Genomic DNA, 24,168 nt, shown 5'->3' on the forward strand with positions numbered 1-24,168 from the left:
CCTGGAGAGAGCACCATGACAACCGACCTCCGCATCGGCGTCGTCGGCGCCGGACTCATGGGCGCCGACCACATCGCCCGCATCACCGACCGCATCAGCGGCGCGGTCGTGTCGGCCGTCGTGGAGCCGGACCAGGGACGCGCTCAGGCAGCCGCGGCGAACGCCCCGGGCGCGGCATCCTTCGCCCGCATCGAGGACGCGATCGCCGCAGACGCCGTGGACGCGGTCCTGATCGCGGTGCCCGGTCAGTTCCACGAGCCGGTGCTGGTGCCAGCCCTGGGGGCCGCACTGCCGATCTTGTGCGAGAAGCCGCTGACTCCGGACTCGGCGTCGTCGTGGGCGATCCTCGAACTCGAGCAGACGCTCGACAAGCCGCACATCCAGGTCGGCTTCATGCGTCGCTTCGACGCCGAGTACGCCGCCCTGCGCGCGCTCGTCGAATCGGGTGAGTCCGGCGAGCTCATGATGCTGCGTGGTGTGCACCGCAACCCGTCGGTGCCTGACAGCTACACCCAGAAGATGCTCATCACCGACTCGGTCGTGCACGAGTTCGACGTCGTGCCATGGGTGGCCGGCTCCCCGATCAAGACCGTCGAGGTCAAGTTCCCGCGCCGTAACAGCCTGTCTCCCGCGCACCTGCGGGAGCCGATCCTGGTGCTCATGGAACTCGAGAACGGCGTGCTCGTCGACGTCGAGATGAACGTCAGCGTGCAGTTCGGCTACCAGGTCGCTACCGAAGCGGTGTTCGAGAGGGGTCTCGCCCGGATCGGCCAGCCATCCGGCCTGCAGACCTGGCGCGACGGATCGTTCTCGGTCTCCGACCACCTGAGCTTCACCACGCGCTTCGCCGCCGCCTACGACGCGCAGATCCAGCGGTGGGTGAACGCCGTGCAAGCCGGCGACCTCGTCGACGGCCCCAACGCGTGGGACGGCTATCGCGTCGCGCTCGCGTGCGAGGCCGGCGTGCAGGCACTGGACGGCGGCATCATCCCCGTCGAGGCCCCCGACCGTCCCGCGTTCTACGCCTGAGAAAACACCGGAGCATCCCATGGTTCGCATCGCACTCGACCCCACGCCGTACCACCACGACGCGGGTCTTCTCGACTTCCCCGACATCACCGCCCGACTCGGCTACGAGCATTTCCAGCTCACGCCGCACGCGGACTTCAGCCCCTTCTTCCGCTATCCCAAGGCGGATGACGCGCTGGTCGCTGCGCTCAAGAAGCGGGTGCAGGATGCCGGCGTCACGATCCCCGCGATCCTCCCGGTGCAGCGCATCTCCTGGCCGGACGAGCCGCAGCGGGAGGCCGCCGTGCGCAACTTCCGGCGTGTCATCCAACTCGCTGTCGAGCTGGAGATCCCGGTGATCAACACGGAGTTCTCCGGTCGCCCGGACCGTTCGGAGGACTCGGAAGCCGCGTTCTACCGCTCGATGGAGGAGCTCCTGCCTCTCGTCGAGTCGGAGGGGCTGCAGCTGAACATCGACCCGCACCCCGACGACTTCGTCGAGGACGGGCCCGAGGCGTGGCGGGTGCTGCGCGGGCTCAACTCGCGGAGCGTCGGCTTCGTTTACGTCGCGTCCCACACATTCCACTACGGCGATCGCGCCGAAACCCTCCTCCCCGAGCTGGGCGAGCGGCTGGGTGCGGTGTACGCCGCCGACACCTTCGACCACCGCCGCTCCCACGGCCTGCGGTACATCTCGAACCCGCCCGGCAACGCCGCGCGCATCCACCAGCACCTCACGATCGGCGACGGCGACGTCGACTTCGAGACGCTTTTCGGCCTGCTCCGCTCGACGGGGTACCTCGACCGCGACGACGCCCTCGTCGTCTCCAATGTCTTCGCGGAAGATGAGAACGCGGACGAGGTCTCGCGGCACCAGCTCGCGCGCCTGCGTGAGCTCGTCGCTTGATCGAGACCAGAGTCAAGCCCGCATGTAAGTTTGACAGGACATACTTACATCTGCCAATCTATGAGAGATGAAGCGCGGGCCCAGCCGCGCGATACGACAAAGGAGTCACGATGGCTACTTCCCATACATCGAGCAACGAAGCCCAGTCGAAGCTTCCGCCGCTCACCCCCGGCGTCTACCGCAAGCGGCTTTTCGTCGTTGCACTGATCGCCACCTTCGGCGGGCTGCTCTTCGGTTACGACACCGGTGTGATCAACGGCGCTCTGCGCCCGATGGCCGAGGAGCTCGGCCTGAACGCATTCACGGAGGGCGTTGTCACCGCCTCCCTCCTGTTCGGCGCGGCGGCCGGCGCGCTCGTCTGCGGCCGGCTCTCGGATGGATGGGGTCGCCGAAAGACGATCATCCTGCTCGCGGTGATGTTTTTCATCGGCACGATGACCTGTGTCTTCGCGCCATCCTTCGAGGTCATGGTCGTCGGCCGATTCATCCTCGGGCTGGCAGTCGGCGGCGCATCCACCGTCGTGCCCGTCTACCTGGCCGAGCTCGCCCCCTTCGAGATCCGCGGATCGCTTGCCGGGCGCAACGAGCTGATGATCGTCATCGGCCAGCTCGCGGCCTTCGTCGTGAACGCGATCATCGGTACCGTCTGGGCGGACCACCCGAGCGTGTGGCGCTACATGCTGGCCGTTGCGGCGCTCCCCGCGATCGCGCTTTTCTTCGGCATGCTCCGGGTACCCGAGTCGCCGCGGTGGCTCGTCGAGAAGGGTCGTGACGAGGAGGCGCGCGCCGTCCTCGAGACGATCCGCCCGTTCGATCGCGCGCAGGCCGAGCTCGCGGATGTCGAGAACATTGCGGAGGAGGAGAAGGATGCACAGGTCATCGGCTGGCGCGCTGCGCTCACGGACAAGTGGCTGTTGCGCATCCTTCTCGTCGGCATCGGTCTCGCCGTCGCGCAGCAACTCACCGGGATCAACTCGATCATGTACTACGGGCAGATCGTGCTCATCGAAGCCGGCTTCTCGGAAAGCGCGGCCCTCATCGCGAACGTCGCACCCGGCGTCATCGCGGTCGTCGGCGGCTTCATCGCCCTGTACATGATGGACCGCATCAACCGCCGCAAGACGCTGATCATCGGCTTCACGCTCACGACGATCTGCCACGTGCTGATCGGCATCGCATCCATCGCACTGCCCGTCGGCAACCCGCTGCGCCCTTACGTGATCCTGTTCCTTGTGGTGGCCTTCGTCGGATCCATGCAGACGTTCCTGAACATCGCCGTCTGGGTGATGCTGTCGGAGATCTTCCCGCTGCACATGCGTGGTTTCGGCATCGGTGTCGCGGTCTTCTTCCTCTGGATCACCAACGCGTTCCTCGGTCTCTACTTCCCCACCCTGGTCGAGGCGGTGGGCATCACCGGCACGTTCTTCCTCTTCGCCGTTGTCGGCCTCCTGTCGCTCATCTTCGTGTGGAGACAGGTGCCCGAGACCCGCGGGCGCACGCTGGAGGCGCTCGAGGAGGACGTCTCGACCGGCGCGATCTACACGGTCAGCAAGCGCGACCAGCTGCGTAACCGGGCCTCAGCCTGAATCAGATCCTGAGACCTGAAGAACCGCCCGCATCCGAGAGGGTGCGGGCGGTTCTGCGTTCCCCCGGCCTCAGGCGTCGTACGTCGTTCTGCCGCAAACGACAGCCACGTCGACCCACGATCCGGTGCGCGCGCTCTGCAGCGCCGCGTCGGCGACCTCGGCCGTGGCCCAGCCGTCCGCCGCCGACGGTGCGAGCTGGCGCCCCTCGGCGATCGAGCGCAGGAAGAGTGATGCCTCAATGGTCTTGAGGTCATCGAAACCCATGCTCGTGCCCGGACCGGGCTGGAACTGCGCGAACTCGCCGAAACCGGGCTGCGCCATGATCGTCCGGTAGCCCGACCGGTCATCGGCCAGGCGCAGCTCGTTCAGACGCTGGAAATCCCAGCGCAGCGATCCGGTGGTGCCGTATGCCTCGAGGACATACTCGGCGCGCGGGCCGACCGCGATGCGGCTCGACTCGAAGACCCCGATGGCCCCCGAATCGAATCGCCCGATCACGGCGGCGTAGTCCTCGTTCTCGACGGCGCCCACGGGTCCGTCGGCGCTGCCGCTGCTGAAGTGGCTGGCGGCGCCGGCGGCGGGCAGGGGTCGATCGGAGATGAAGATCTCGCTCGCGGCGGTGACGCTCTGCACTCGGCCGACGACGTACTGTGCGAGGTCGATCCCGTGCGAGAGCAGATCGCCCATCACGCCGGAGCCCGCCCGCTCCTCGAGAAATCGCCAGGTGAGGGCGCCCGCGGGGTCGGCCGAGTAGTCGGCGAGGAAGCTCACCCGCACGTTGGTGATCGTTCCGAGCGCCCCCTCGCGGACGAGACGACGCGCTTCGGCGATCGCCGGCACGTGCCGGTAGTTGAACCCGACCGACGTCACCACCTTCGCCGCAGATGCCGCCTCGGCGATGTCGCGCGACTCGGCCGCGCTGCGGCCCATGGGCTTCTCTATCCAGAACGGCTTGCCCGCCTCCGCGGCGGCGAGAGCCACTTCGCGGTGCAGGAAGTTGGGGGAGCAGATCGACACGGCGTCGATATCGGGATCGGCGAGCAGCTCGCGATAATCCGAGACGGCGCGCTCATAGCCGAGGATGTCGATCGCATGGCGCCGCCCGCCCTGGTCCGGGTCGGCGGCAGCGCGCAGCACCGGTCGCACCGCGAGGTCGGGATAGTGGTGGGCGGCGGCCAGATAAGCGCGCGAGTGCAGGCGCCCCATCCAACCGACGGAGATGAGACCGATGTTGAGCGGCGTGCCCTGCGCCATGTGCGTTTCCTTCGGGTGGTCGCCTTGGCGATCAGAGCGGTCGCGGCGCGCCGTTCGAGGCGGACGTGCCCCCGTCGACCGGGATGATCGCGCCCGTGATGTAGCCGGCATCGGGACTCGCGACGAAGAGCACCGCTCGGGCGATGTCATCGGGCGTGGCCACCCGGCCGAGCGCGACCCGGTCGAGCAGGCGCGCGAGGAAGATGGGGTCGTCGAGGCGCTTTTGGGTCAGCCGGGATTCGGTGAACGCCGGCGCGATCGCATTCACCCGGACGCCGTCGCCGCCCAGGTCCAGCGCGAGCCCCTGCACCAGCACGTTGACCGCCGCCTTGGTCGCCCCATAGGCGAACATGCCCCACTCGCCCCGGATCCCGGCGACCGATGAGATGACGACGAGGTTGCCGCGGCTGCGTCGGAGCGCCGGGGTGCTCGCACGGGCGAGGGAGATCACGGCGTCGAGATTGATGAAGCGCAGCCGTGCCCATGCCTCATCGTCGAACGTGTCGATGGGGCTCGGTTCGCTCGTGCCGGCGGAAGCGACGACGACATCGAGGCGTCCGAACCGTTCTGTCACGGCCGCCATGATCCGCTCGGACGACGGTCCATCGGTCAGATCGGCGGGTACGAGCAGCACGCGTTCGCCATCGAATTCCTTCGAAGCCTCGCGCAGCGACGCCTCCGTGCGTCCAACGAGCGCCACCGAGGCGCCCTGCTCGAGGAATGCGCGCGCGATCCCGCGTCCGATGCCGGTGCCGGCGCCGGTCACCAGGACTACGGTGCCCTGGTACGGGTAGCGCGCCCAGGCGATCACGAGACGAGCGATGCCTGCAGCGCAGCGTCCGCCGCCTTCAAAACCTTGGCAGCCACGGCGATGCCCTCGATCCGGCCGAGCTCGACATCCTCGTGCTCGATGTTGACCATCATCTCGGGATCGACCTCGTGCAGGGCGCGCAGGAATTCCGTCCAGTACGCGACGTCGTGACCCTTGCCGAGAGCGACGAAGTCCCACGCGGAGTTCTTCGGCCACTCGTTCGCCCACTCGTCTCCGCCGAGGTTGGTGCGCGGCTCATCGGGCGACAGGCGGCGGAAGCTGTTGTCGAGCACGCCGTTGAGCGCCGCCCACTCGGGGTTGATGCGCACATCCTTTGCCGCGGCGTGGAACACGAGCGGCCCGAGGTGCCGGACGACGGCGACCGCGTCCATCTGCTGCCAGAAGAGGTGGGACGCATCGAGCTCGACGCCGACGTTCGTCGCGCCGGTCAGCTCGATCAGCTTGTGCACATCTGCAGAGTTGAAGACGAGATTCTGCGGGTGCAGCTCCAGGGCGACCTTGACGTCGTGGTCGCGGGCGAGCCGGTCGGTCTCGCGCCAGAAGTCGGCCGCGATTCCCCACTGGTAATCCAGCACGTCCAGTGCCGCGGAGTTCCAGGCGTTGACGATCCAGTTGGCTCGAGTCGAGCCCGCCTCTCCGCCGGGCAGGCCTGACATCGTCACGACCCGGTGCTGTCCGAGCCGCTCCGCCAAGCGGATGGCGCGCCTGATGTCTTCGGCGTGCTTTGTGCCGATCGCGGTGGTCGGATGCAGCGGGTTGCCGTTGCAGTTCAGCCCGGCGATCTCGACGCCGGTGCCCTCGAACACACCCAGGAAGTCGTCGCGGGCGGCGTCGCTGACGAGGATGTCGTCGAAGGTGGGCACGTGCACCGCGGGGAGGAAGCCGCCGGTGTTGAGCTCGATCCCGGTCAGGCCCAGATCGCCGATGACCTGGAGGGCCTCAGGCAGGGAGCGGTCGTGCAGGATCGCGTTGTACAGTCCAAGTCGCATTTGCTGTTCTCCTCAGTTCTCGATCTTGATGGCAGTGCCACCGAGTCGCTCGGACTCGGCCACCGCGGCCAGCAGCTCCATGTTGTGAACGCCCTCACCGAACCCCGCGTTGCGGGGGAGCGAGATCGAGTCCGCGAGTCCGGCGACCTCTTCCAGGAACGCACGTGCCTGGAAGAGGAAGCCCTCGTTCTGGCCGAAGCCGACACCAGCGACATCGATCGGCATGCCGCCTGCGACATAAGGGTGCGGGTGGCCGAGCGGGATGCGGCGGTATCCCTGCTGCGCCTGGTCGCCCTCGGTGAGGAACAGTTCGATCTCAGCGGGGCGTGTCTGGTTGAATTTCGCGGCGCCGCGCTCGGCGAAGACCTCGATCTGCAGGTCATTGGCGTGGCCGGCGGCAACGCGCGACACCTCGATCGTCCCCGCGGCGCCGCTATCGAACCCCATCGAGAACGTGGCATAGTCATCGTTCTCGACGGTGTCGTAATCATCGGAGACCGCGGCATGGCCATGTCCGGAGACGGCGCCGAGCGGTCTTGGACGCTGCGATATGACGGTGCTGAAGCGGCCGCCGTTCACTTCGGTCGTGTTGCCGGCGAGGAACTCTGCGAGGTAGCTCGCGTGGCTCCCTACATCGGCGAGGGCGCCGGAGCCGGACGGTCCCTTGAACCGCCAGCTGATGGCGGACTGAGGGTCGGCGGCGTAGTCGGTCCAATAGCGGATGCTCACGTGCAGCACCTTGCCGAGCTGGCCCGACTCGATCAGCTGGCGGATGTAGGCGATGCCGGGTGAGCGGCGGAAGGTGAGTCCGATCCGTGCGATCGTCGATGATCGGTTGGCGGCGTCCGCCATCGCACGGGCATCCTCGAGCGTGTCGGACAGCGGCTTCTCGCAGAGCACGTGCTTGCCTGCGGTGAGCAGCCCCTCGACGATCTCGCGGTGCAGGTGGTTGGCAACGACGACGCTCACGACGTCGATGTCGTCCGCTCCGGCGATCGCCTGCCACGACGTGTCGTGGCGCGAGTAGCCGAACCGCTTGGCCGCTGCTTCACCGGCCGGCTCGTACGCGTCGGCGATGGAGACGAGGCGCACGGGGGGGAGGATGGTTTCGTACAGGGCGGGCGCGTTGCGGTACGCCGCGGCGTGCGCCTTGCCCGCCATGCCGGCGCCGATGACGGCGACGCCGATGCTTGAGTTGGCCAACAGTCCTCCAGATGAGACGATCCGGTCCTCACGGCCCCGGTGCGGTGAAAGACTCCATGTGGAGCGCTCGAGGCGACTTTATAGTTGTTCGAATGTCCTGTCAAATGCCCCCCTCTCCTTCCTTGATCCGGGAATCAGCGCGTGTCAAGCCCGACTGCGCCGAGCTGCGTATGTGATGAGCGGCGGCGCGCTTCATCGGAGGCGCCATGAAGGCCTGGTCAGGCCGAGTTCGGCCAGGGGCAGCACTTTGTCGCGGTGCAAGGTTTTCGCTTCGTTCTCGGCCGTCGGTGCGATGCAAAGCTTGGACGTCGTGGTTGGTTGGCAAGCGCTAGGCGTGCGGAGTTCCTACGCAAGTAGTAATGTCCTGTCATTATTCGTCTACGTCTCAGGGACGATTTTGCACAAAGGAGTCAACGATGGAGTATCGCCCCCTCGGACGCACCGGACTAACGGTCTCGGCGGTCTCGCTCGGAACCGGGTCGCTGGGCGAGATGTTCGGACCCCTCGACGAGGCCGACGCGATCGGGCTTGTCCACGAGGCGATTGACAGCGGGATCACCCTGATCGACACGTCGCCGTACTATGGCAGCGCCGAGCACCGCCTGGGTAAGGCACTCGCCGGAGGGCGTAGGCAGCAGGTGGTACTCGCGACGAAGGCTGGCCGGTATGGGTTCGACGACTTCGATTTCAGCCCCCGGAGAATCCGCGAGAGTCTGGACCGGAGCCTGCGTCTTCTGGGCACGGACTACATCGACGTCCTCCAGCTTCATGACGTCGAGTTCGTCCCGCTTGGGCCCGTGCTCGATGACGGCTTCGCCGAGCTTGAGCGGCTAAAGGATGCCGGCAAGGCGCGCTTCGTAGGCATGACGGGGTACCCGATCAAGACGTTCGCACGTGTGATGCGCGAGACCGATGTGGATGTAGTTCTCACCTACGCAAAGGGGACGCTTCTCGATGATTCCCTGACCACCGACCTGGTTCCGATCGCGGATGACCGCGGCGTCGGGCTCATGAACGCTGCGGCGGTTGCACTGGGGTTGCTGACGCCGCGCGGTTCGACGATCAACATCGACCACCCCGCTCCGCCCGAGGTGCAGGACGCGGCCCGTCGTATGGTGTCGTACGCGAACGATCGAGGTGCGGACATCGCCTTCCTCGCCAACCAGTACGCGATCCAGCGAACAGGTACCGCGACCACCGTCGTGGGTGCGGGTAAGTCCCGCAACCTGCAGTCCGCGATCCGTGCAGCGAGCACTCCTATCGACGAAGAGTTGCTCGCCTCCGTCCTGGCCCTGCGGCCCCCCGTCGGGCGACGCCAGTGGAAGATGGGCCTCGAGGAGAACAACTGATGCGCGCTGTTGTCTTCACCCCCGATGGCGAGCGAATCGAAGACCGCCCCGAGCCGGTACCGGAAGCCGATGAGGTCCTTCTGCAGGTGGAATACTGCGGGATCTGCGGAAGCGATCTCCATGCCGGTCAGCCCGACTTCCACCCGGGTGCGACGATGGGCCACGAGTTCTCAGCCACGGTGCTCGAACCGGGGAGTGGCGTCACAGGATTCGTGTCGGGAGACCGCGTCGTCGTGAATCCGAACGGCGACCGGTGCGGTCGTTGTCGATCCTGCGTCCGAGGCGAGTGGAATATGTGCGCCAGATTGCAGGAGACGGCGGTAGGGCTTGCTCGTAACGGCGGACTTGCGCCGTTGGCTGCGGTGCGAGCGCAGACGCTGCATCGATTGCCGGATTCGGTCGATCTCGCATCCGGCGCCCTCGTGGAGCCTCTGGCGGTTGCGTTGCGAACGGTACGCACTTCCGGATTCTCCGTCGGTCAAGACGCGGTGGTATTCGGTGGCGGTCCCATAGGGCTGCTCGTCACGACGATCCTCCGCGCGGCGGGTGCGGCGCGCATCACGGTTGTCGAGCCGACTCCGGTGCGTCGGGAGATCGCACTCCTGCAGGGTGCGACAGCGGTCATCGATCCGGCGCAGACGCCGGTCGAAGAGGTTTTCGCCGATGCCGCGCTCGCACCACGATTCGCGTTCGAATGCTCCGGGGTTGCCGAATTGGTCGGCCAAGCCGTGGGTGTCGTCCGTCCGCACGGCACGCTGACCATCACTGGCTTCTCGCGGAGGCCGCCGAGTTTCAACGCAGCGGACCTCTTGTTCAAGGAAGTGACGATCCGGGGCAGTTTCATCTACGTGGACGAGTTCGAGGAAGCCGTGGATCTGCTCGCGAGCGGACGCGCAGACGTTTCGAGGTTGATCACCGGGGTAGTCACAGTGCAGGAGGCCGGCGAGGCCTTTGCGCAGATGCGTACGTCTGCAGGCGCGGTGAAGTACCTGATCAGTGATCGCCATGGAAGCTGATGACTGAATGTCTTGACATACGTACATAAGCCGTTCAAAATAGTGGATCACAGGAGCGCAGTAGCTCCATGACCGAGAAGAGGACAACGTGCGTCCAGTTCGTAACACCCAGCCCCTGCCCCGCGCATCGGCGCTCGCCGGCCTGGCGATCCTGACTCTGGCTTTTGCCGGGTGTGCGTCAACCGGAGGCAGCTCCGGTTCCGGTTCCGAAGGCGACGTCAAGGTGGGAATGGCGGTGGCGAAGCTGACTGATCCGTTCCAACTTGCGATGATCGACTACGCCGAGCAGACCGCCTCGGAAGTCGGGGCTACTGTGATGTCGCCGACCAATGCCGATTCCGATCCGGCCAAGCAGACCACGGATGTCCAGACGACTCTCACCCAGTCGCCGGATGCCATCATCGTCGCCCCCGTGGATGCGAAGGCGATCGTGCCGTCCATCACGAAGGCCAACCAGCAGGGTATCCCCGTCATCACGATCGACCAGGCGCCAGGGGGCGGTGAAGTCGCGATGGTCGTCCGCGCCGACAACGTCGCCATGGGCGCGACGGGGTGTGAGGAAATGGGTCGCTTGCTCGAGGGTGAGGGCGCGGTCCTGGAGCTGCAGGGCGAACTCAGCTCCACCAACGGTCGTGACCGGTCGACCGGCTTCTCAGAGTGCATGGCGGACAACTTTCCGGACATCACCGTCGTACAGAAGCCAACCGATTGGATGATGGACAAGGCAACGGACGCGGTCCAGACCGTGCTGAGCACCCAGGAGATCGACGGCATCTTCATGGCCAGTGACTTCTTCATCCCGGGTGTACAGAAGGTCCTCACCTCCCTCAACCGCTGGGTCGCCGCGGGCGAAGACGATCACGTCGCCCTCGTCGGCATCGATGGCGCCCCCGAAGCGCTCGAGTTGATCCGTGACGGCTACCAGGACGCCACCGTCTCACAGCCCGCCAATCTCTACGGGGAATGGGCCATCAAGTACGCCATTGCGGCTGCGGCGGGGGAGAAGTTCACCGCTGGCCCCACCGATCACGACAGCGAGATCGTCGAGGTCGAGACCGGATTCGCCGACCTGCTGCCCGCCCCACTCGTTACGGGAGAAAACGTGGACGAGGACACCCTCTGGGGGAACGCGGGATGACCTCCGTCGAGGAGCGGCCGGAGACGACGCGGCTGGCATTGCGGCTGGAGGGGATCACCAAGCGCTTCGGCACCACGCTCGCCCTTGACTCGGTGACGATGGAAGTCAACGAGGGTGAGGTCCGCGCGCTGCTCGGCCGAAACGGCGCTGGCAAGTCCACTCTCATCGCCGTCGTGACGGGCCTGTTGACCCCCGAGGAGGGGACGCTCCAGTTCCCGTCGGCAGAACTGGATCAGCTGCGCCCGGAGCAGCGTGTGGCTTGCGTCTACCAGAAGAGCACCCTCGTCCCGTACCTCACCGCCGCCGAGAACGTGGTTCTGGACGCTTACCCGAAGAACCGCCTCGGACTAGTGGATTGGAAGGCGGCCCGAGAGCGAGCCCGGTCGCTCCTCGACGAGTGGGGGGCCGCCGAGATCGTCGACGTACTCGTTGAAGACCTCGACCTGCTGCAGCGCAAGATTGTGGAGATCTGCCGTGCGCTGGGCACCGGCGCACGCATCCTGTTGCTGGATGAGCCGACGGCTGGCCTGGACGGCGACGCCACGCGCACGCTGTTCGAGCGGATGAGTGAGTTGACCCGCCAGGGTTTCACGATCATCTACGTTTCTCACTACCTCGAAGAGGTGTTCGAAGTCTGTAACACCGTGACGATCGTTCGAGACGGAAGGGTCGTGATGACAGACTCCCTTGCGGGCCTCAAGGTGGTAGATCTGGTCGACGCGATGGTCGGCGAGGTCTTAGCGGAGCGCGAGGATGACATTCCGGTGCTTGCCGGCGCCGACCCCGGGGATGCGCCCCTGTTAGCCGTCACCGAACTCGGCGTCGAAGGCGCCGTCGAGGACTTCGCCGTCCAGATCCGGCCTGGCGAGTGCGTGGGATTGGTCGGGCTGGAAGGCTCGGGGATCTTCGACGTCGCCCGAGCAATCGCAGGTCTACAACCTCGTTCCGGAACGGTCACGGTGCATGGCCGCTCGGTTCCCGCAGGCAATGTCATGCAAGCGATACGCGAGGGCATCGGCTTCCTCCCGGAGGACCGGCACGAGAGTGGGTTCGTCCCTGAGATGGCGAATGAAGAGAACGCGACACTCAGCATCCTTCACCGGTTGAAGAACCGAGCGGGATTCATACGTCCTTCGGCACGGCGTTCTGCGTATGCAACCTTGTCCGATGCATGGGAGATCAAGCAGGCGTCCTTCACCCAGACTACGAAAGAGCTTTCGGGAGGGAATCAGCAAAAGGTGGCGCTTGCCCGCGCCTTCGCTTCGAAGCCCGACGTTCTCGTGCTCTCCAACCCGACCGCGGGTGTCGACGTCTCGGCGAAAGCCTCGATCGCGGAGTCGATTGCGCACCGCGTCGCCACAGACCGCACAGCCTGCTTGATCGTCTCCACCGACGAGTCCGAGTTCCAGCCCTGCAGCCGGGTGCTGATTCTTTACCGAGGCCGCCTCATAGGCGAGCTGACCTCTCCGTGGACCGAGCATCAGCTTGCGGCCGCCGTGCAAGGCGACCTCACGCCCGGTTCTAATCCGTCCGACGAACAGCCAATGGAGTCACGATGATGTCCCGTTCCGCCCTGACCAAGGCCGTGCCAACGGCTCCCGGAGCCCGGCCCGTGAGCCGAGCCAGAAGCATATTGCGCGACCTGGCTCTAATCCCGGTCATCCTGATCGTCTTCATCTACGGCGCGATCTTCGTTCCGAATTTCGCTACGCCGAACAACATCATCTCCAACATCCTCAGCGTGTCGGCGGTGCTGGGCGTCGCGGTGGTCGCCCAGAGCATCGTGCTGATCGGCGGCTACTTCGACCTGTCCGCCCAGTCGGTGATCGGTCTGGCTCCCATGTTCATGGTCTGGCTCTACACGACAGACGGAGGCGTCGGCCTCGTTACGAACCCTTGGATGGCTATCCTTGTCGCTCTGCTGCTAGGAGCCGTGGTCGGATTCGTGAATGGCTTGCTGGTCGGTCGACTGGGAATGAACGCGTTCATCGTGACCCTCGCCATGCTCATCCTTCTGCAGGGCTTCACGCTCGGCATCTCGGGCGGACAGACCTTCACCGATCTGCCACCACCGGTGGCCGCGCTCGGCTTCGCGAACATAGCCGGTATCCCCATCGACGTGGTCATCCTCGTTCTCGTCGTCACGGTGGGCGCGGTCTTCATGCGGTATGCGCCAACGGGACGACGAATTTACGCAATGGGCGGGAACAAGGAGGCGGCCCGGGCCGCCGGAATCAACACTCTTCGCCTCACTATCGGGCTCTTCGTATTCAGCGGCGTCATGGCGGCGTTTGCCGGGATGATGCTGTCCGCACGCATCGCGGCGGTGACGGCCAGCCAGGGCAACAACATCATCTTCACCGTCTTCGCGGCAGCCGTCATCGGCGGCATCAGCCTGGACGGCGGGAAGGGAACCATCATCGGGGCGGCGACCGGCGTCCTGCTCCTGGGGACGATCCAGAACATCCTCGTGCTATCGGCTGTCCCGTCGTTCTGGATCGATGCCACCTACGGCGCAATCATCCTCGGAGCGCTTCTCATTGGCAGCACCCAAGTGCGCGGTGCATTCGGCGGCTTACTGCCCGGAGGCCGAGCGAAGCGGAGTCGGGACGCCTAGCAGGCAACGTCCGGCTACCGCGAACAGCGGTGGCCAAGTCCGGAGGCCCCAACGAGGCAGAGATGCCGTTGCCCGTAGTTGTGTTCATCGGCGAATCGCACGGATCGCCTCGCACTGTCAGGGTGCGCAAGCATCGCCCGCTGCAGCGCGTGACGACGGTGAGACGCCTCCTCCTAGCCCAGGTTGCTTAGGAAGCCGCATGTTAGTATGATAGGACAAACGTCAACTCTGCAAGGAGGCTCATATGCCGCTCGTCCGCATCGATCACAGCGACGCCCGCACCAACTCGACGGAGATCGCCGGCGCGATCCACGACGCCATCGTCGATACGTACGGCATTCCCATCCGCGATCGATTCCAAGTGATCACGTCACGTCCGGCGACGACGATCGTCGCCGAGGATGCCGGGCTCGGGTTCGATCGCAGCGACCCCGTCGTCATCCAGATCTTCACGCAGCGTGGTCGCAGTGACGAGACCAAGCAGCGGCTGTACGCCACCATCGCGGAGCGGCTCGAGACGGTCGGGGTCGCCGGCGAGGACGTCTTCATCGGCTACGTCGAGAACGGCCCGCAGGATTGGTCGTTCGGATTCGGACGCGCTCAGTACATTACCGGGGAACTGGCCGTTCCCGCCTCTCCCGCCGCCGTCCAGGCTTGACCCAGAAGGATTCCACCGTGTCGACACTTCTCCAAACCGACCTCGCCCCGCTCGCCCGCGCGGCGAGTAGCACGCCCACCGCTCTCTGGAACGACTCTGCAGACCCCTCGGAGCTGCGCCGCTCGATCGAGTTCGGAGCCGTCGGGGCGACGTGCAACCCGGTCATCGCGTTCGCTGCGATCAAGAAGAGCCCGGATGTCTGGGGCCCTCGCCTGCGTGAACTCGCCGCCGAGCATCCGACCTGGGGCGAGTCGCAGCTCGGCTGGCAGGCCGTGAAGGAACTCTCGATCGCAGCGGCTCAGCTGCTGGAACCGGCGTTCGAAGCGAGTGGTGGTCGTAACGGCCGCCTTTCAATACAGACCGACCCCCGCCTGCACCGCGACATGGACGCGCTCGTCGCGCAGGCCGTCGAGTTCTCGCAGCTCGCCGAGAACATCATCGTGAAGATCCCCGCGACTGCGACCGGCATCGCCGCGATGGAGGAGGCGGCGTACCGGGGCGTCAGCATCAACGCCACCCTCAGCTTCACAGTGCCTCAGGCCGTGGCCGTCGGCGAGGCGCTCGAGCGCGCTTTGGACCGTCGCGCCGCAGATGGACTCCCCGAGCAGGAATTCGGTCACGTCGTCACGATCATGGGTGGCCGCTTGGACGACTGGCTCAAGAAGTGGACGGGAGCGGAGCGCATCCTCACGAATCCCGGCGTGCTCGACTGGGCCGGTGTCGCAGCACTCAAGCGTGCCCACCACGTCTTCACGGAGCGCGGGTACCACAGCCGCATCCTGTCGGCCGCCTTCCGCAACCACCTGCAGTGGTCCGAACTCGTCGGCGGCGACCTCGTGGTCTCGCCCCCCTTCGACTGGCAGGCGCGCATCAACGAGAACAGCATCCCCGTCGCGAACCGCATCGACGTTCCCGTCCCCGCACAGATTCTCGCCGAGCTTGAGAAACTCTCCGAATTCCGCCGGGCTTACGAGGTGAATGGAATGACGCCGGCCGAGTTCGAGGACTTCGGAGCGGCGCGAAACACGCTGCGCCAGTTCCTCGACGCCGACGCGCAGCTGGACGCCCTCGTGCGCGACATCCTGGTCCCCGCCGCGTGACGGAGACTCCATGACCGGTTGGCGCATCCGCGACTACCACGCCGACGACGTCGACGGGATACTGCGGCTCTGGGAGCAGGTGCTGGCGGCCAACGCCGAGCCTGTCTACGGCCTCGCAGATGTCCTAGCCTCGTGCGCCAAGGACCACGCCGTGGTGGCGGTGATCGGCGACGAGGTTGTCGGCGCGGCCATCGGCCGCGCCGCCCACGCGCAGGGATGGGTCGTCTTCCTCGCCACGGCGTCCCACGTCCGCGGCACCGGCATCGGATCGTCGCTGCTGGGGGCGCTCGAAGCGCGCATGGCGGCGCACGGGATATCGAAGATGTCGGCGCTGATGCCGGCCGCCGAGACGAGGGTCGGAGCGTTTCTGCACCAGGGATTCGTCCTGAAGCAGGACCTGCACTACTTCGAGCGGCACATCCCCGTGCAGCGCGAGGAGCTGAAGCGCCTCGCGGAACTGGGCGGGCGCGTGCTTCCGCGCGGACTGTGGGATGCCGTCGGCGGCATGACCGCGGAGAAGGACCTGCTCGAGCGGCGGGTGGTGATGCCCCTGGCGCAGTCGGAGCTCGCCGACCGATTCGGAGTCGTGCCGCCCCGCGCGATCGTGCTTTTCGGGCCGCCCGGTACAGGGAAGACGACGTTCGCGAAGGCGATCGCGTCTCGCCTCGAGTGGTCGTTCGTCGAAGTGTTCCCCTCGCGCCTCGCATCCCACCCGGGAGGCCTGGCCGGGGCGCTGCGTGAGACGTTCACGACGATCTCCGAACTGCAGCACGCCGTCGTCTTCATCGACGAGGTGGAGGAGATCGCCTCGCACCGTCAGGGTGAGCCGCCGTCCCCGACGCAGGGCGTGACGAATGAGCTGCTCAAGATCATCCCGGCTTTCCGCGAACAGCCCGGGCGGCTGCTCATCTGCGCGACGAACTTCATCCGGGCGCTCGACGCGGCCTTTCTCCGTCATGGACGGTTCGACTACGTCATCCCGATCGGGCTGCCCGATCAGCAGGCCAGAAGCGCGATCTGGCAGCGGTACATCCCCGAGGCGGCGGTCGACATCGATGTGCCGACGCTCGTCGAGATGACGCACGGATTCTCGCCGGCCGACATCGAATACGCCGCGCGAAAGGCATCCCAGGCGGCCCTCGAGAACGCCGTCGGCTCGGGAGCCGAAGAGCCCGAGGGGCCGTTCCTCGCAGACTATGTCGCGGCGATCTCCGCGACACGGGCGACGGTGTCGGCCGATGTCGCCGCGGACTTCCTCGAGGACATCGAAACAGTCGGCCGGCTCTAGACCGTCGCGCACCTGCGGGCGAAGAGGTGAATCAGAGGGGGAGAGGGCGGTCGTTGACGATCTGCTTCATCACAAGCGTGGTGTTGAGGCGCTGCACTCCCGGGAGGGTGCTGAGCTGCTCGTCGTACAGCTGCTGAAAGTGCGATAGATCCGCTGCGACGACGCGGAGGAGGTAGTCCGGGTCGCCGAAGAGACGCTGCGCGAGGGTGATGTTCGGGACCTTCCCCACAGCCGCTTCGAACGCCTCGAGGCTCTCCTTGATCGCGTCGCGCATGGTCACGAACACCAGGGTCTCAAAGCCCAGGCCGAGGGCCGTGGGGTTGAGGACGGCGCGATAGCCTGTGATTACGCCTTGCCGCTCGAGCTCGCGGAGCCGGCGGTGACAAGGCGAGATGCTGAGCTTCACCCGTTCGGCGAGGTCGGTGATCGACTGACGTCCGTCCCGCTGCAACTCGGCAATAATCTTCCGGTCGATTGCGTCCATGGGACTAATCCTTGCTCAATGCGTCGTCTCACAGTGCAATATCGGGAACACCTTCCATCGATTACTTCCTATTCTTGCCACGAGGGTCCGATCCGGAGGTGAAGCGATGATGGCAGGAGCGATCGCAGCGTTCTGGGCGGTGTCGATTCTGTTCGTCGTGACTCCCGGAGCGGACTGGGCGTACGCGATCAGCGCGGGCATGAGGCAGCGCACCGTCCCGGCCGTCTCCGGGTTGCTGGCGGGGCATCTGGTCGCCACGGTGGTCGTGGCGGCTGGCGTCGGCGCCCTGGTCACCGGGATACCGGGAGCGCTCACCATCCTGACGATCGCAGGCTCGCTGTACTTGATGTGGCTAGGGCTGACCACCCTCACGCGGCCAGGCAGCGTGCACGCGGGCGAGCAGCTCGCGGCGGGCTCACCGCTCCGGTGGTGGCTGAAGGGCTTCGGCGTGAGCGGGCTCAACCCGAAGGTGTTCCTGCTCTTCCTCGCCGTACTGCCGCAGTTCACGGACAGCACGGCGGACTGGCCACTCGCCGCCCAGATCCTCGCCCTCGGTCTGCTCCACGTAGCCAGCTGCGCGGTCGTGTATCTCCTCGTCGGTTACGGGGCGAACGGCCTCCTCCGCTCGCGGCCTACCGCCGCCCGGATCGTCAGCCGGATCTCGGGGATCGCGATGATCGCGATCGGGGCGTTCCTGCTCATCGAGCGGCTGATCCTGTGACGATCCGCCTTCAAGATCCGATGGTGACCGCATACTTCCAGCGACTCGCGCCCGGCCGCTTCCATGCCACGCCGGCGGTCCAAGGCGCCTGGAACATCGCCGAGCAGCACATCGCACCGGCGCTCGGCCTGCTCACCCACGCCGTCGAGACCGACCGGGCCGCGCGCCGCGACGACGACCTGCACGTCGCACGCCTGTCCTTCGACATCCTCGGCACCATGCCGATCGACGAGGTGAGGATCGACGTGCGGGTCCTCCGACCCGGGCGCACCATCGAACTTGTCGAGGCCACGCTCGATCTTCGGGGACGAGTCGCCGTGATTCTCCGAGCCTGGCTGCAGAAGCCGGGCGACACCGGGAGCATCTCCGGAACGGCACTCCCTCGGATTCGGCCGCGAGACGACCTCGAGCCGTGGGAGGGGAGCGTGATCTGGCCGGGCGAGTTCGTGCGCACCGTCGAAGCGCGCCGCCTCGAGATCAGCCCCGGCAGAGCCCAGTACTGGCTGCGCCCACGCGTTCCCCTCCTGGCCGGGGAGCCGATCAGCAGCACAGCGGCAGCGCTCAGCGTCCTGGACATCGCAAACGGCATCACCCCACGGCTCCCGCCCGTCGCCATGGCTTTCCCGAACCTGGACACGACGGTGCACCTGTTCGAGCGGCCGCGCAGCGACTGGATCGGCTACGACACCACCGTCACATTCGGAACGAACGGGATCGGACTCACGCACACAGTCCTGCACGACATCCACGGACCCATCGGCACCGCCGAACAGATCCTGACGATCCGTCCGCGCTGAGACCGCGGCTGGATCGGCGCGGGGCGCGATACGCTCGGGCCGGCGCCCGTTCGCCTAACTCCCTGATCCGCCTCATTTCCACGCTCAGAAGTGAACCCGTGCCCGTGAACGAAACCACACTTCAACGCGTCGTGTGGCGGGAGAGTATCGCGCCGGCGGCTGAAGCAGGTTGAAGCACTGATGGCGGAAGCTTCGATTTCCCGTTGGCGCGAGATTGCACACGGCTCGCCTCCCGCCAATCACTCGCATACGGGAGTTGGCGCCGCCCGCACGCGCCAATACGCACTGTCGGTGCCCTGAGCTAACGTCGGCTCATCTGCAACGGGCGGGTGGCTCCGGAAATGGCGAACACCCGGCGTGAGACAGCGTTGCAGCGAGGATGACCGCACCGATGCATACACGTCTGACTGCGCTGCGCACCAATCCAGGAGACGTTCCCGACGCCGCACAGGGCTGTGACGCCCCCGGAACGCGCTGATCGCGTCGTGTCCGATAAGGAGGCCTGCACCGTCGCCGCGTAATGTGTCGGGCCCGGGGGCGAAGGAGGCGTCGAGCGTGTCGAGGTCTTTCGACAGGATCGCGCGCTCGTACTCCTGGAACGCCGACAAGAGGTCGGCGGGGACCTCCGGAGGTTCGGCTTACGGCGATCCAGGGGTCTCGGCGTCAGTCACGGGTCACCCCAGCGAAATCGGCCTCGCGGATGCGGGCGTGGATGCCGCACACGATGTCGACGACCTGCGAAACATTGAAGTCGGTCGCGGCGCTGAGATACGCGTAGGCGAGGTGCTCGTCCATCCCCCAGCGGGCGGAGATGAGCTCGACCGCGGCGTGCACACACTTGCGCATCGCCTCATTGAGGTCAGGGTCCAGGCCCGTCGGCACAAGGTACTCGTCGGTCCGCACGAGCGGACCCGCAACCTCACCGAACTCGCGCAGCGCTTCCGCACGCGGCACGACGTCGAACCGCAGCGTCGCGCGGAGGGACGCCTCAAGCGCCGTCAGCGCGACCTCGCCGTCGCCCTGCGCGAAATGCGGATCGCCGACATACGCGAGAGCACCCGCGACCTGCACCGGTAAGTACAAAATTGCCCCCTCGGTGAGGAGCTTGATGTCAATGTTCCCCCCGTGCGCCCCGGGCGGGACGGAATGCGGACGCTCGTTCGAGTCGACGGCGACGCCCATCATGCCGAGGAACGGAGCGAGCGGGAACTCGACGACACGCTCTCCGCCGTGCTGCACCGGCAGGACCCCGACGAGCCCGGCCCCGCGATCCTCCACGGGCGCGAACACGCTGACGCTCCCTTCACCACGCGGCAAGACGCCGACAAGCGCACCCTTTCCGTGCCGGTTTGAGATGACGCCGTACGGCACGCGCGGGACAAGGCGCTCGACCGTAATTTTTAGCAGGTCCCCGGGGTCAGCGCCCTCGACGAAGATGGGGCCCGTCACGACGTGAGGTCCATCCGACGCCGGATCGCGGTTAAGGGCCGCGGCGATCGCGATGACATCTTCAAGGACGGATGCCTGGTTCACACCGTGCCCGCCGAAATAAACCCGCGGATCCTTGCCCTGGTCCTCGAGGATCCCCTCGTGGCTGACGGTGTCGATCGTGACGGTCGCACCCGGCGTGACCTCCAGTACCGCGGCATCCGTCGCACACGGAAGCCGGCCCCAAAGCACTGTCTCGGGTGTCGAACGCAAGTAGTGGTCACCCAGGATCTCGCCGACACCGGGCTGCAGGATGTTCACGCGATCCCCGCCCTCGTTGGGGCAAAAAGCTGCCCGTGTCCCACTGCCACAACAGCGGCGGTGAGAAGTGCCGCTAGGAGAAGCGGGACGGACGGTCCGAACACCAGAAGCAGTGCACCGATCAGAGCGCCGAGGAAGATCACTGCGATGGCAGCGAACCGTCGGTTCCACATGCCTTTCACCCCCTTGTCCACGAGTGACTCACTTGCCAGAGAGGTGAGGGTCGAGGTTACGACCACGGTTGTCATGTCGGTTACCGCCAGGCTGCGCGCCACAGCAGCCTGTACCCCCATCACCGCAGCGGTCAATGACGAGGCAACCAGCTCCAGGGACGAAGACCCCGCCCACGCGGGCACCAGGAATGCCACACCCAGCCCTGCCAGGATCGCTGCACCGACGGTGAGCAACGACGTCACCGCAGCGCCCCACTCCTTTCGCCTCCGACGGAGGAAGACCCCGGCGACGAGGGCGCCGAGCGTGAAAGTGACAAGTGCGATCGCCGGTCCGACGATCGGGAGGTCATCTGCTCCGGCAACTGCCATCCCCAAAATGACGATGTTTCCTGTCATGTTTCCGACGAACACCCGATCAAGCGCAAGGAACCCGACCGCATCGACAACCCCCGTCACAAACGTCAGCACCATCAGCAGATACAACGCGACCGTAGGCGCGGTGGCGCTTCTGGTTGAGCGGATTCCGTCTCCCGGCACGCCGTTCCTTCCTAGGTCGAGCATCTCCCCGGAGACGCTCGGACCGTTGCCCAAGATCTCAGAAGCCTACCCGAATTGGTTGGACCGAAACGATCAGCGGCCGTTGCGGGAAAGGCCGCGGTACCGCCCTGTTGCTCGCGTGTCGAACGGTCGGGATGGAGTTCGCACGCCGCCCAAAAAAGACAGCGGCAAGGCACGTCGGCCGACTGCGCTGATCCCTCCGTTAGCCACGATCGATGGGCGAGGTCAGGAGCTGAGGGTTGTCGATACGGCTGCTTGCACGCTGAGGTCGGAGCTTCGAACGCGTTCGATCACGTCGCGGATCTCCGAGAGGTGAATCCGCATGGCGTAGTCGGCGGCTTCGGCGTCGTGGGCGGCGAGAGCAGCCAGGATGCGAGCGTGTCCAGCATGGGAAAGGCGTCGACCCTCACCCTCAAGGTGGGAGAAGACACGGGCCTCCACCGTCCAAGACGCAGTCAATTCCCCCAGTGTAGCCAGCAGCGGGTTGGCCGTGGCTTGAGCGATGGCGGTGTGAAAGCCGATGTCCAAGCTCGCGGACAGATCCGCGTCGGTCGCGCGAGAAGATCGCTCCAGCAGATCGCTCAGCGCAGCTAATTGTGCGCTATCAATCCGGTCCGCCGCGAGCCGGGCTATCCGAGGCTCTATCACGGCACGGAACTCCGCCGAGTGTTCGAACTCCGCCGCGACCCCTTGCAGGCGGGCCGCGAGAGTCACCGTAAGCGGAATCGTTCGGCTCACGCGATTGGCGCTGCCCTGGCGTCGCTCTAGAAGGCCGAGTCCTTCGAGCCGGGTGAGCGCTTCTCGGAGTGCGTTGCGCGAGATTCCCAACTCCCGAGCGAGCGTTCGTTCGGGAGGCAGCGACACCCCGGAGGCAAGTTCGCCGGTGACAATGAGGCGTTCGAGATGGCGCACGATGTCATCCGCGATGAGGGAATGAGTGCGCGGAAGCGGGCCCAGGACCATCCGTTCGCTGTCGGCCACGTGCGGGTGTCACCTGCTCTCGCGGGCTCGAGCGTGGCGACCGTCACCACCCCTTAATTCTCGCACGGCTCTCAGACGGGCGTTTCGGGTCGGCCGGAAGAACCCACGTGACTGGCTTGTTACGGCTTCCTCCGCTACGTGAACACCCTGTTACGGTCCTACCAATTCGTGGGGGGGTTCCTTGCTCCTCGCTCTACTTTTGGTCTAACCGCAGCGGTCGCACCCGTGAACCGCGGCTTCGAGTGGAGGATGCCATGAAGAAGGCTCTGAAGAACCCCGCCCTGCAGATCGGTGTCGCCGCCATCCTCGGCATCGTCTTCGGCTTGATCGTCGGAGAGTGGGCCGCGAACCTCAAGTTCATCGGCGATCTGTTCATCCGGCTCATCCAGATGGCAATCGTTCCGCTCGTGATGTCATCGGTCATCGTCGCCACCGGAGCGATGACTGGTTCCGGCATGGGCAAGATGGCCTTCCGAACCTTCAAATGGATGATCGGCTTCTCGATCGTCGCCGCGTTCCTCGCATGGGGCATCAGCGTCATCATTCAACCCGGCGCCGGCATCGACTTCTCCGGCGGCGTTGACCCGGCACTGCAGGAATCCGCCGGTGAGGCAACCGGCTGGCAGGAGACCTTGCTCAACTTCGTCTCAACGAACATCTTCGCCGCCATGTCCACGGCGACCATGGTGCCGATCATCATCTTTTCCTTGCTCTTCGGCGTGGCGCTGAACGCGTACATCACCAAGACCGGCAACAGCCTGGTGCTCGACTTCTTCGACCAGATCCAGCAGGTCGTGCTCACAATGATCCGGTTCGTGATGCTCATCGCGCCGATCGGGGTCTTCTGCCTGCTCGCCAACCTCGCCGGCACCGTGGGCTTCGCGGTGGTCACGAGCGCGCTGAAGTACCTCGGATCGACCCTCCTCGGCGTGCTGATCATCCTGGCGCTGTTCGTGCTCGTCGTGTGGCTGCGCACCGGCCTCAACCCCGCGAAACTCCCCGCTAAACTCACCGACCAGACAATGATCGCCATCACGACCACGAGCTCGGCGGTCACCTTCCCGACCGTGCTCAAGACAGCGATCGAAAAGGTCGGCGTCAGCCAGCGGGTGGCGAATTTCACACTCTCGGTCGGCCTCACAATGGGGTCCTACGGAGCCGTTCTCAATTACATGATCGTTGTCATGTTCCTCGCACAATCCGGGGACATCACGCTCGACTTCGGCGCCATCGTGCTCGGCATGACGCTGGCGATCCTCCTGAACATGGGCACCATCACCGTGCCCGGCGGGTTCCCCGTCGTAGCCATGTTCCTCGCCACGTCACTCGGGCTCCCAATCGAGGCCGTCGGCCTGCTCATCGCGGTCGACTGGTTCGCCGGCATCTTCCGCACCTTCCTCAACGTCAACGGCGACACGTTCGTCTCCATGCTCGTCGCCAACGCCAGCAACGAGATCGACCGCGAGGTCTACTACGACAAGAAGAAAGTCACAACCGATGCCCTGGACCTCGAGAAGCTGAAGGAGCAGTTCGAGAAGGCAGACGCCGCCGATTGACGAATCCGCACAGTCAGGCAGGAGGCTCGCGCAGCCCCTCCGCATCCTTGAAAAACCTGCATTGGACCTCCAGCTCCCTCTCTGATTCGAAGTCGGCTCGCTTGTCGTGCTGACGCTGATTCTCGCCGCCGACCTGCTGCTCACTCTGTGAGCCGCCCGAGGTGTCTCGTATCTCAAGGGATAAGAGACACTTCCGAACAAGGT

General features: G+C 65.8%; 22 protein-coding genes and 1 pseudogene. 14 read left to right on the forward strand and 9 right to left on the reverse strand.

From position 1 onward, the window contains the following. The first annotated feature begins 15 nt into the window (after nt 1-15). The 3 genes from ACPW96_RS18410 (at nt 16) to ACPW96_RS18420 (ending at nt 3,501) form a co-directional block, all read left to right on the forward strand. On the forward strand, nt 16-1,029 hold the full coding sequence (locus ACPW96_RS18410; protein ID WP_425884782.1) for a Gfo/Idh/MocA family protein: 1,014 nt from the start codon (nt 16-18) through the stop codon (nt 1,027-1,029). A gap of 19 nt (nt 1,030-1,048) precedes the next feature. Continuing rightward, on the forward strand, nt 1,049-1,915 hold the full coding sequence (locus ACPW96_RS18415; RefSeq protein WP_425884783.1) for a sugar phosphate isomerase/epimerase family protein: 867 nt from the start codon (nt 1,049-1,051) through the stop codon (nt 1,913-1,915). 110 nt (nt 1,916-2,025) lie between these two features. Beyond that, nucleotides 2,026-3,501: a sugar porter family MFS transporter gene (locus ACPW96_RS18420; RefSeq protein ID WP_425884785.1), complete on the forward strand. Its 1,476-nt coding sequence runs from the start codon at nt 2,026-2,028 to the stop codon at nt 3,499-3,501. A gap of 69 nt (nt 3,502-3,570) precedes the next feature. On the opposite strand, the gene ACPW96_RS18425 is transcribed toward ACPW96_RS18420, so the two are convergent. Genes ACPW96_RS18425 through ACPW96_RS18440 form a run of 4 tightly spaced genes read right to left on the reverse strand, consistent with a single transcriptional unit; the run spans nt 3,571 to nt 7,779 of the window. Continuing rightward, nucleotides 3,571-4,755 (reverse strand): Gfo/Idh/MocA family protein, encoded by a 1,185-nt coding sequence (locus ACPW96_RS18425; RefSeq protein ID WP_425884787.1) that lies wholly within the window; start codon nt 4,753-4,755, stop codon nt 3,571-3,573. Nucleotides 4,756-4,786: 31 nt separating this feature from the next. Continuing rightward, a complete protein-coding gene (locus tag ACPW96_RS18430) occupies nt 4,787-5,566 on the reverse strand; it encodes an SDR family NAD(P)-dependent oxidoreductase (protein WP_425884788.1) in 780 nt (259 codons plus the stop codon). Beyond that, entirely contained in the window at nt 5,563-6,576 is a 1,014-nt protein-coding gene (locus tag ACPW96_RS18435; protein WP_425884790.1) for a sugar phosphate isomerase/epimerase family protein, read from the reverse strand. The genes ACPW96_RS18430 and ACPW96_RS18435 overlap by 4 nt, the downstream gene beginning before the upstream one ends. 12 nt (nt 6,577-6,588) lie before the next feature. Further along, nucleotides 6,589-7,779 carry a Gfo/Idh/MocA family protein gene (locus tag ACPW96_RS18440; RefSeq protein WP_425884792.1) on the reverse strand — a complete coding sequence of 397 codons (1,191 nt, stop codon included), beginning with the start codon at nt 7,777-7,779 and terminating at the stop codon, nt 6,589-6,591. 416 nt (nt 7,780-8,195) lie between these two features. Between ACPW96_RS18440 and ACPW96_RS18445 the strand changes: the two genes are divergently transcribed. The 8 genes from ACPW96_RS18445 to ACPW96_RS18480 all read left to right on the forward strand — a co-directional run bounded on the left by ACPW96_RS18445 (nt 8,196) and on the right by ACPW96_RS18480 (nt 16,945). Beyond that, nucleotides 8,196-9,128: an aldo/keto reductase gene (locus ACPW96_RS18445; protein ID WP_425884794.1), complete on the forward strand. Its 933-nt coding sequence runs from the start codon at nt 8,196-8,198 to the stop codon at nt 9,126-9,128. Beyond that, a complete protein-coding gene (locus tag ACPW96_RS18450; RefSeq protein WP_425884796.1) occupies nt 9,098-10,144 on the forward strand; it encodes a zinc-dependent alcohol dehydrogenase in 1,047 nt (348 codons plus the stop codon). The genes ACPW96_RS18445 and ACPW96_RS18450 overlap by 31 nt, the downstream gene beginning before the upstream one ends. A 229-nt stretch (nt 10,145-10,373) precedes the next feature. After that, nucleotides 10,374-11,282 (forward strand): sugar ABC transporter substrate-binding protein, encoded by a 909-nt coding sequence (locus ACPW96_RS18455; RefSeq protein WP_425884875.1) that lies wholly within the window; start codon nt 10,374-10,376, stop codon nt 11,280-11,282. Next, nucleotides 11,279-12,841 (forward strand): sugar ABC transporter ATP-binding protein, encoded by a 1,563-nt coding sequence (locus ACPW96_RS18460; RefSeq protein ID WP_425884798.1) that lies wholly within the window; start codon nt 11,279-11,281, stop codon nt 12,839-12,841. Before ACPW96_RS18455 ends, ACPW96_RS18460 begins: the two co-directional genes overlap by 4 nt. 53 nt (nt 12,842-12,894) lie before the next feature. Continuing rightward, entirely contained in the window at nt 12,895-13,899 is a 1,005-nt protein-coding gene (locus ACPW96_RS18465; protein ID WP_425884799.1) for an ABC transporter permease, read from the forward strand. A gap of 244 nt (nt 13,900-14,143) precedes the next feature. Next, nucleotides 14,144-14,557 carry a tautomerase family protein gene (locus tag ACPW96_RS18470; RefSeq protein ID WP_425884801.1) on the forward strand — a complete coding sequence of 138 codons (414 nt, stop codon included), beginning with the start codon at nt 14,144-14,146 and terminating at the stop codon, nt 14,555-14,557. 17 nt (nt 14,558-14,574) lie between these two features. After that, nucleotides 14,575-15,657, forward strand: coding sequence for a transaldolase family protein (locus tag ACPW96_RS18475; RefSeq protein WP_425884803.1), 1,083 nt, complete (start codon nt 14,575-14,577; stop codon nt 15,655-15,657). A gap of 10 nt (nt 15,658-15,667) precedes the next feature. Beyond that, nucleotides 15,668-16,945, forward strand: coding sequence for an ATP-binding protein (locus tag ACPW96_RS18480; protein WP_425884804.1), 1,278 nt, complete (start codon nt 15,668-15,670; stop codon nt 16,943-16,945). Between the two features lie 31 nt (nt 16,946-16,976). On the opposite strand, the gene ACPW96_RS18485 is transcribed toward ACPW96_RS18480, so the two are convergent. Then, nucleotides 16,977-17,429, reverse strand: coding sequence for an Lrp/AsnC family transcriptional regulator (locus ACPW96_RS18485; RefSeq protein WP_425884806.1), 453 nt, complete (start codon nt 17,427-17,429; stop codon nt 16,977-16,979). Between the two features lie 106 nt (nt 17,430-17,535). Here ACPW96_RS18485 and ACPW96_RS18490 point away from each other — a divergent pair, with 106 nt between their 5' ends. Together ACPW96_RS18490 and ACPW96_RS18495 are read left to right on the forward strand one after the other, a co-directional pair. Next, on the forward strand, nt 17,536-18,150 hold the full coding sequence (locus ACPW96_RS18490) for a LysE family translocator (protein WP_425884808.1): 615 nt from the start codon (nt 17,536-17,538) through the stop codon (nt 18,148-18,150). A 23-nt stretch (nt 18,151-18,173) separates the two neighbouring features. Next, a complete protein-coding gene (locus ACPW96_RS18495; RefSeq protein WP_425884810.1) occupies nt 18,174-18,947 on the forward strand; it encodes a thioesterase family protein in 774 nt (257 codons plus the stop codon). 239 nt (nt 18,948-19,186) lie between these two features. On the opposite strand, the pseudogene ACPW96_RS18500 reads toward ACPW96_RS18495, so the two are convergent. The 4 genes and pseudogenes from ACPW96_RS18500 to ACPW96_RS18515 form a co-directional block, all read right to left on the reverse strand. Beyond that, nucleotides 19,187-19,567: pseudogene (locus ACPW96_RS18500) on the reverse strand (AtzH-like domain-containing protein); the annotation flags it as partial. 43 nt (nt 19,568-19,610) lie between these two features. Then, nucleotides 19,611-20,696, reverse strand: coding sequence for an acetamidase/formamidase family protein (locus ACPW96_RS18505; protein ID WP_425884812.1), 1,086 nt, complete (start codon nt 20,694-20,696; stop codon nt 19,611-19,613). Continuing rightward, nucleotides 20,693-21,460 (reverse strand): YoaK family protein, encoded by a 768-nt coding sequence (locus ACPW96_RS18510; RefSeq protein ID WP_425884814.1) that lies wholly within the window; start codon nt 21,458-21,460, stop codon nt 20,693-20,695. The genes ACPW96_RS18505 and ACPW96_RS18510 overlap by 4 nt, the downstream gene beginning before the upstream one ends. 192 nt (nt 21,461-21,652) lie before the next feature. Then, entirely contained in the window at nt 21,653-22,408 is a 756-nt protein-coding gene (locus tag ACPW96_RS18515) for a FadR/GntR family transcriptional regulator (protein WP_425884816.1), read from the reverse strand. Nucleotides 22,409-22,662: 254 nt separating this feature from the next. Here ACPW96_RS18515 and ACPW96_RS18520 point away from each other — a divergent pair, with 254 nt between their 5' ends. Continuing rightward, entirely contained in the window at nt 22,663-23,964 is a 1,302-nt protein-coding gene (locus ACPW96_RS18520) for a dicarboxylate/amino acid:cation symporter (RefSeq protein WP_425884818.1), read from the forward strand. Nucleotides 23,965-24,168: the final 204 nt, after the last annotated feature.

It is taken from the genome of Micromonospora sp. DT81.3, from assembly GCF_049847225.1.
In the GTDB taxonomy this organism is placed as follows: Bacteria; Actinomycetota; Actinomycetes; order Actinomycetales; family Microbacteriaceae; genus Microbacterium.

Coding starts and splice junctions, on each gene's coding strand:
- ACPW96_RS18425 (WP_425884787.1), bottom strand. CDS start 4,755: ATGGCGCAGGGCACGCCGCTCAACATCGGTCTCATCTCCGTCGGTTGG.
- ACPW96_RS18460 (WP_425884798.1), top strand. CDS start 11,279: ATGACCTCCGTCGAGGAGCGGCCGGAGACGACGCGGCTGGCATTGCGG.
- ACPW96_RS18415 (WP_425884783.1), top strand. CDS start 1,049: ATGGTTCGCATCGCACTCGACCCCACGCCGTACCACCACGACGCGGGT.
- ACPW96_RS18490 (WP_425884808.1), top strand. CDS start 17,536: ATGATGGCAGGAGCGATCGCAGCGTTCTGGGCGGTGTCGATTCTGTTC.
- ACPW96_RS18520 (WP_425884818.1), top strand. CDS start 22,663: ATGAAGAAGGCTCTGAAGAACCCCGCCCTGCAGATCGGTGTCGCCGCC.
- ACPW96_RS18445 (WP_425884794.1), top strand. CDS start 8,196: ATGGAGTATCGCCCCCTCGGACGCACCGGACTAACGGTCTCGGCGGTC.
- ACPW96_RS18485 (WP_425884806.1), bottom strand. CDS start 17,429: ATGGACGCAATCGACCGGAAGATTATTGCCGAGTTGCAGCGGGACGGA.
- ACPW96_RS18420 (WP_425884785.1), top strand. CDS start 2,026: ATGGCTACTTCCCATACATCGAGCAACGAAGCCCAGTCGAAGCTTCCG.
- ACPW96_RS18470 (WP_425884801.1), top strand. CDS start 14,144: ATGCCGCTCGTCCGCATCGATCACAGCGACGCCCGCACCAACTCGACG.
- ACPW96_RS18410 (WP_425884782.1), top strand. CDS start 16: ATGACAACCGACCTCCGCATCGGCGTCGTCGGCGCCGGACTCATGGGC.
- ACPW96_RS18435 (WP_425884790.1), bottom strand. CDS start 6,576: ATGCGACTTGGACTGTACAACGCGATCCTGCACGACCGCTCCCTGCCT.
- ACPW96_RS18480 (WP_425884804.1), top strand. CDS start 15,668: ATGACCGGTTGGCGCATCCGCGACTACCACGCCGACGACGTCGACGGG.
- ACPW96_RS18455 (WP_425884875.1), top strand. CDS start 10,374: ATGGCGGTGGCGAAGCTGACTGATCCGTTCCAACTTGCGATGATCGAC.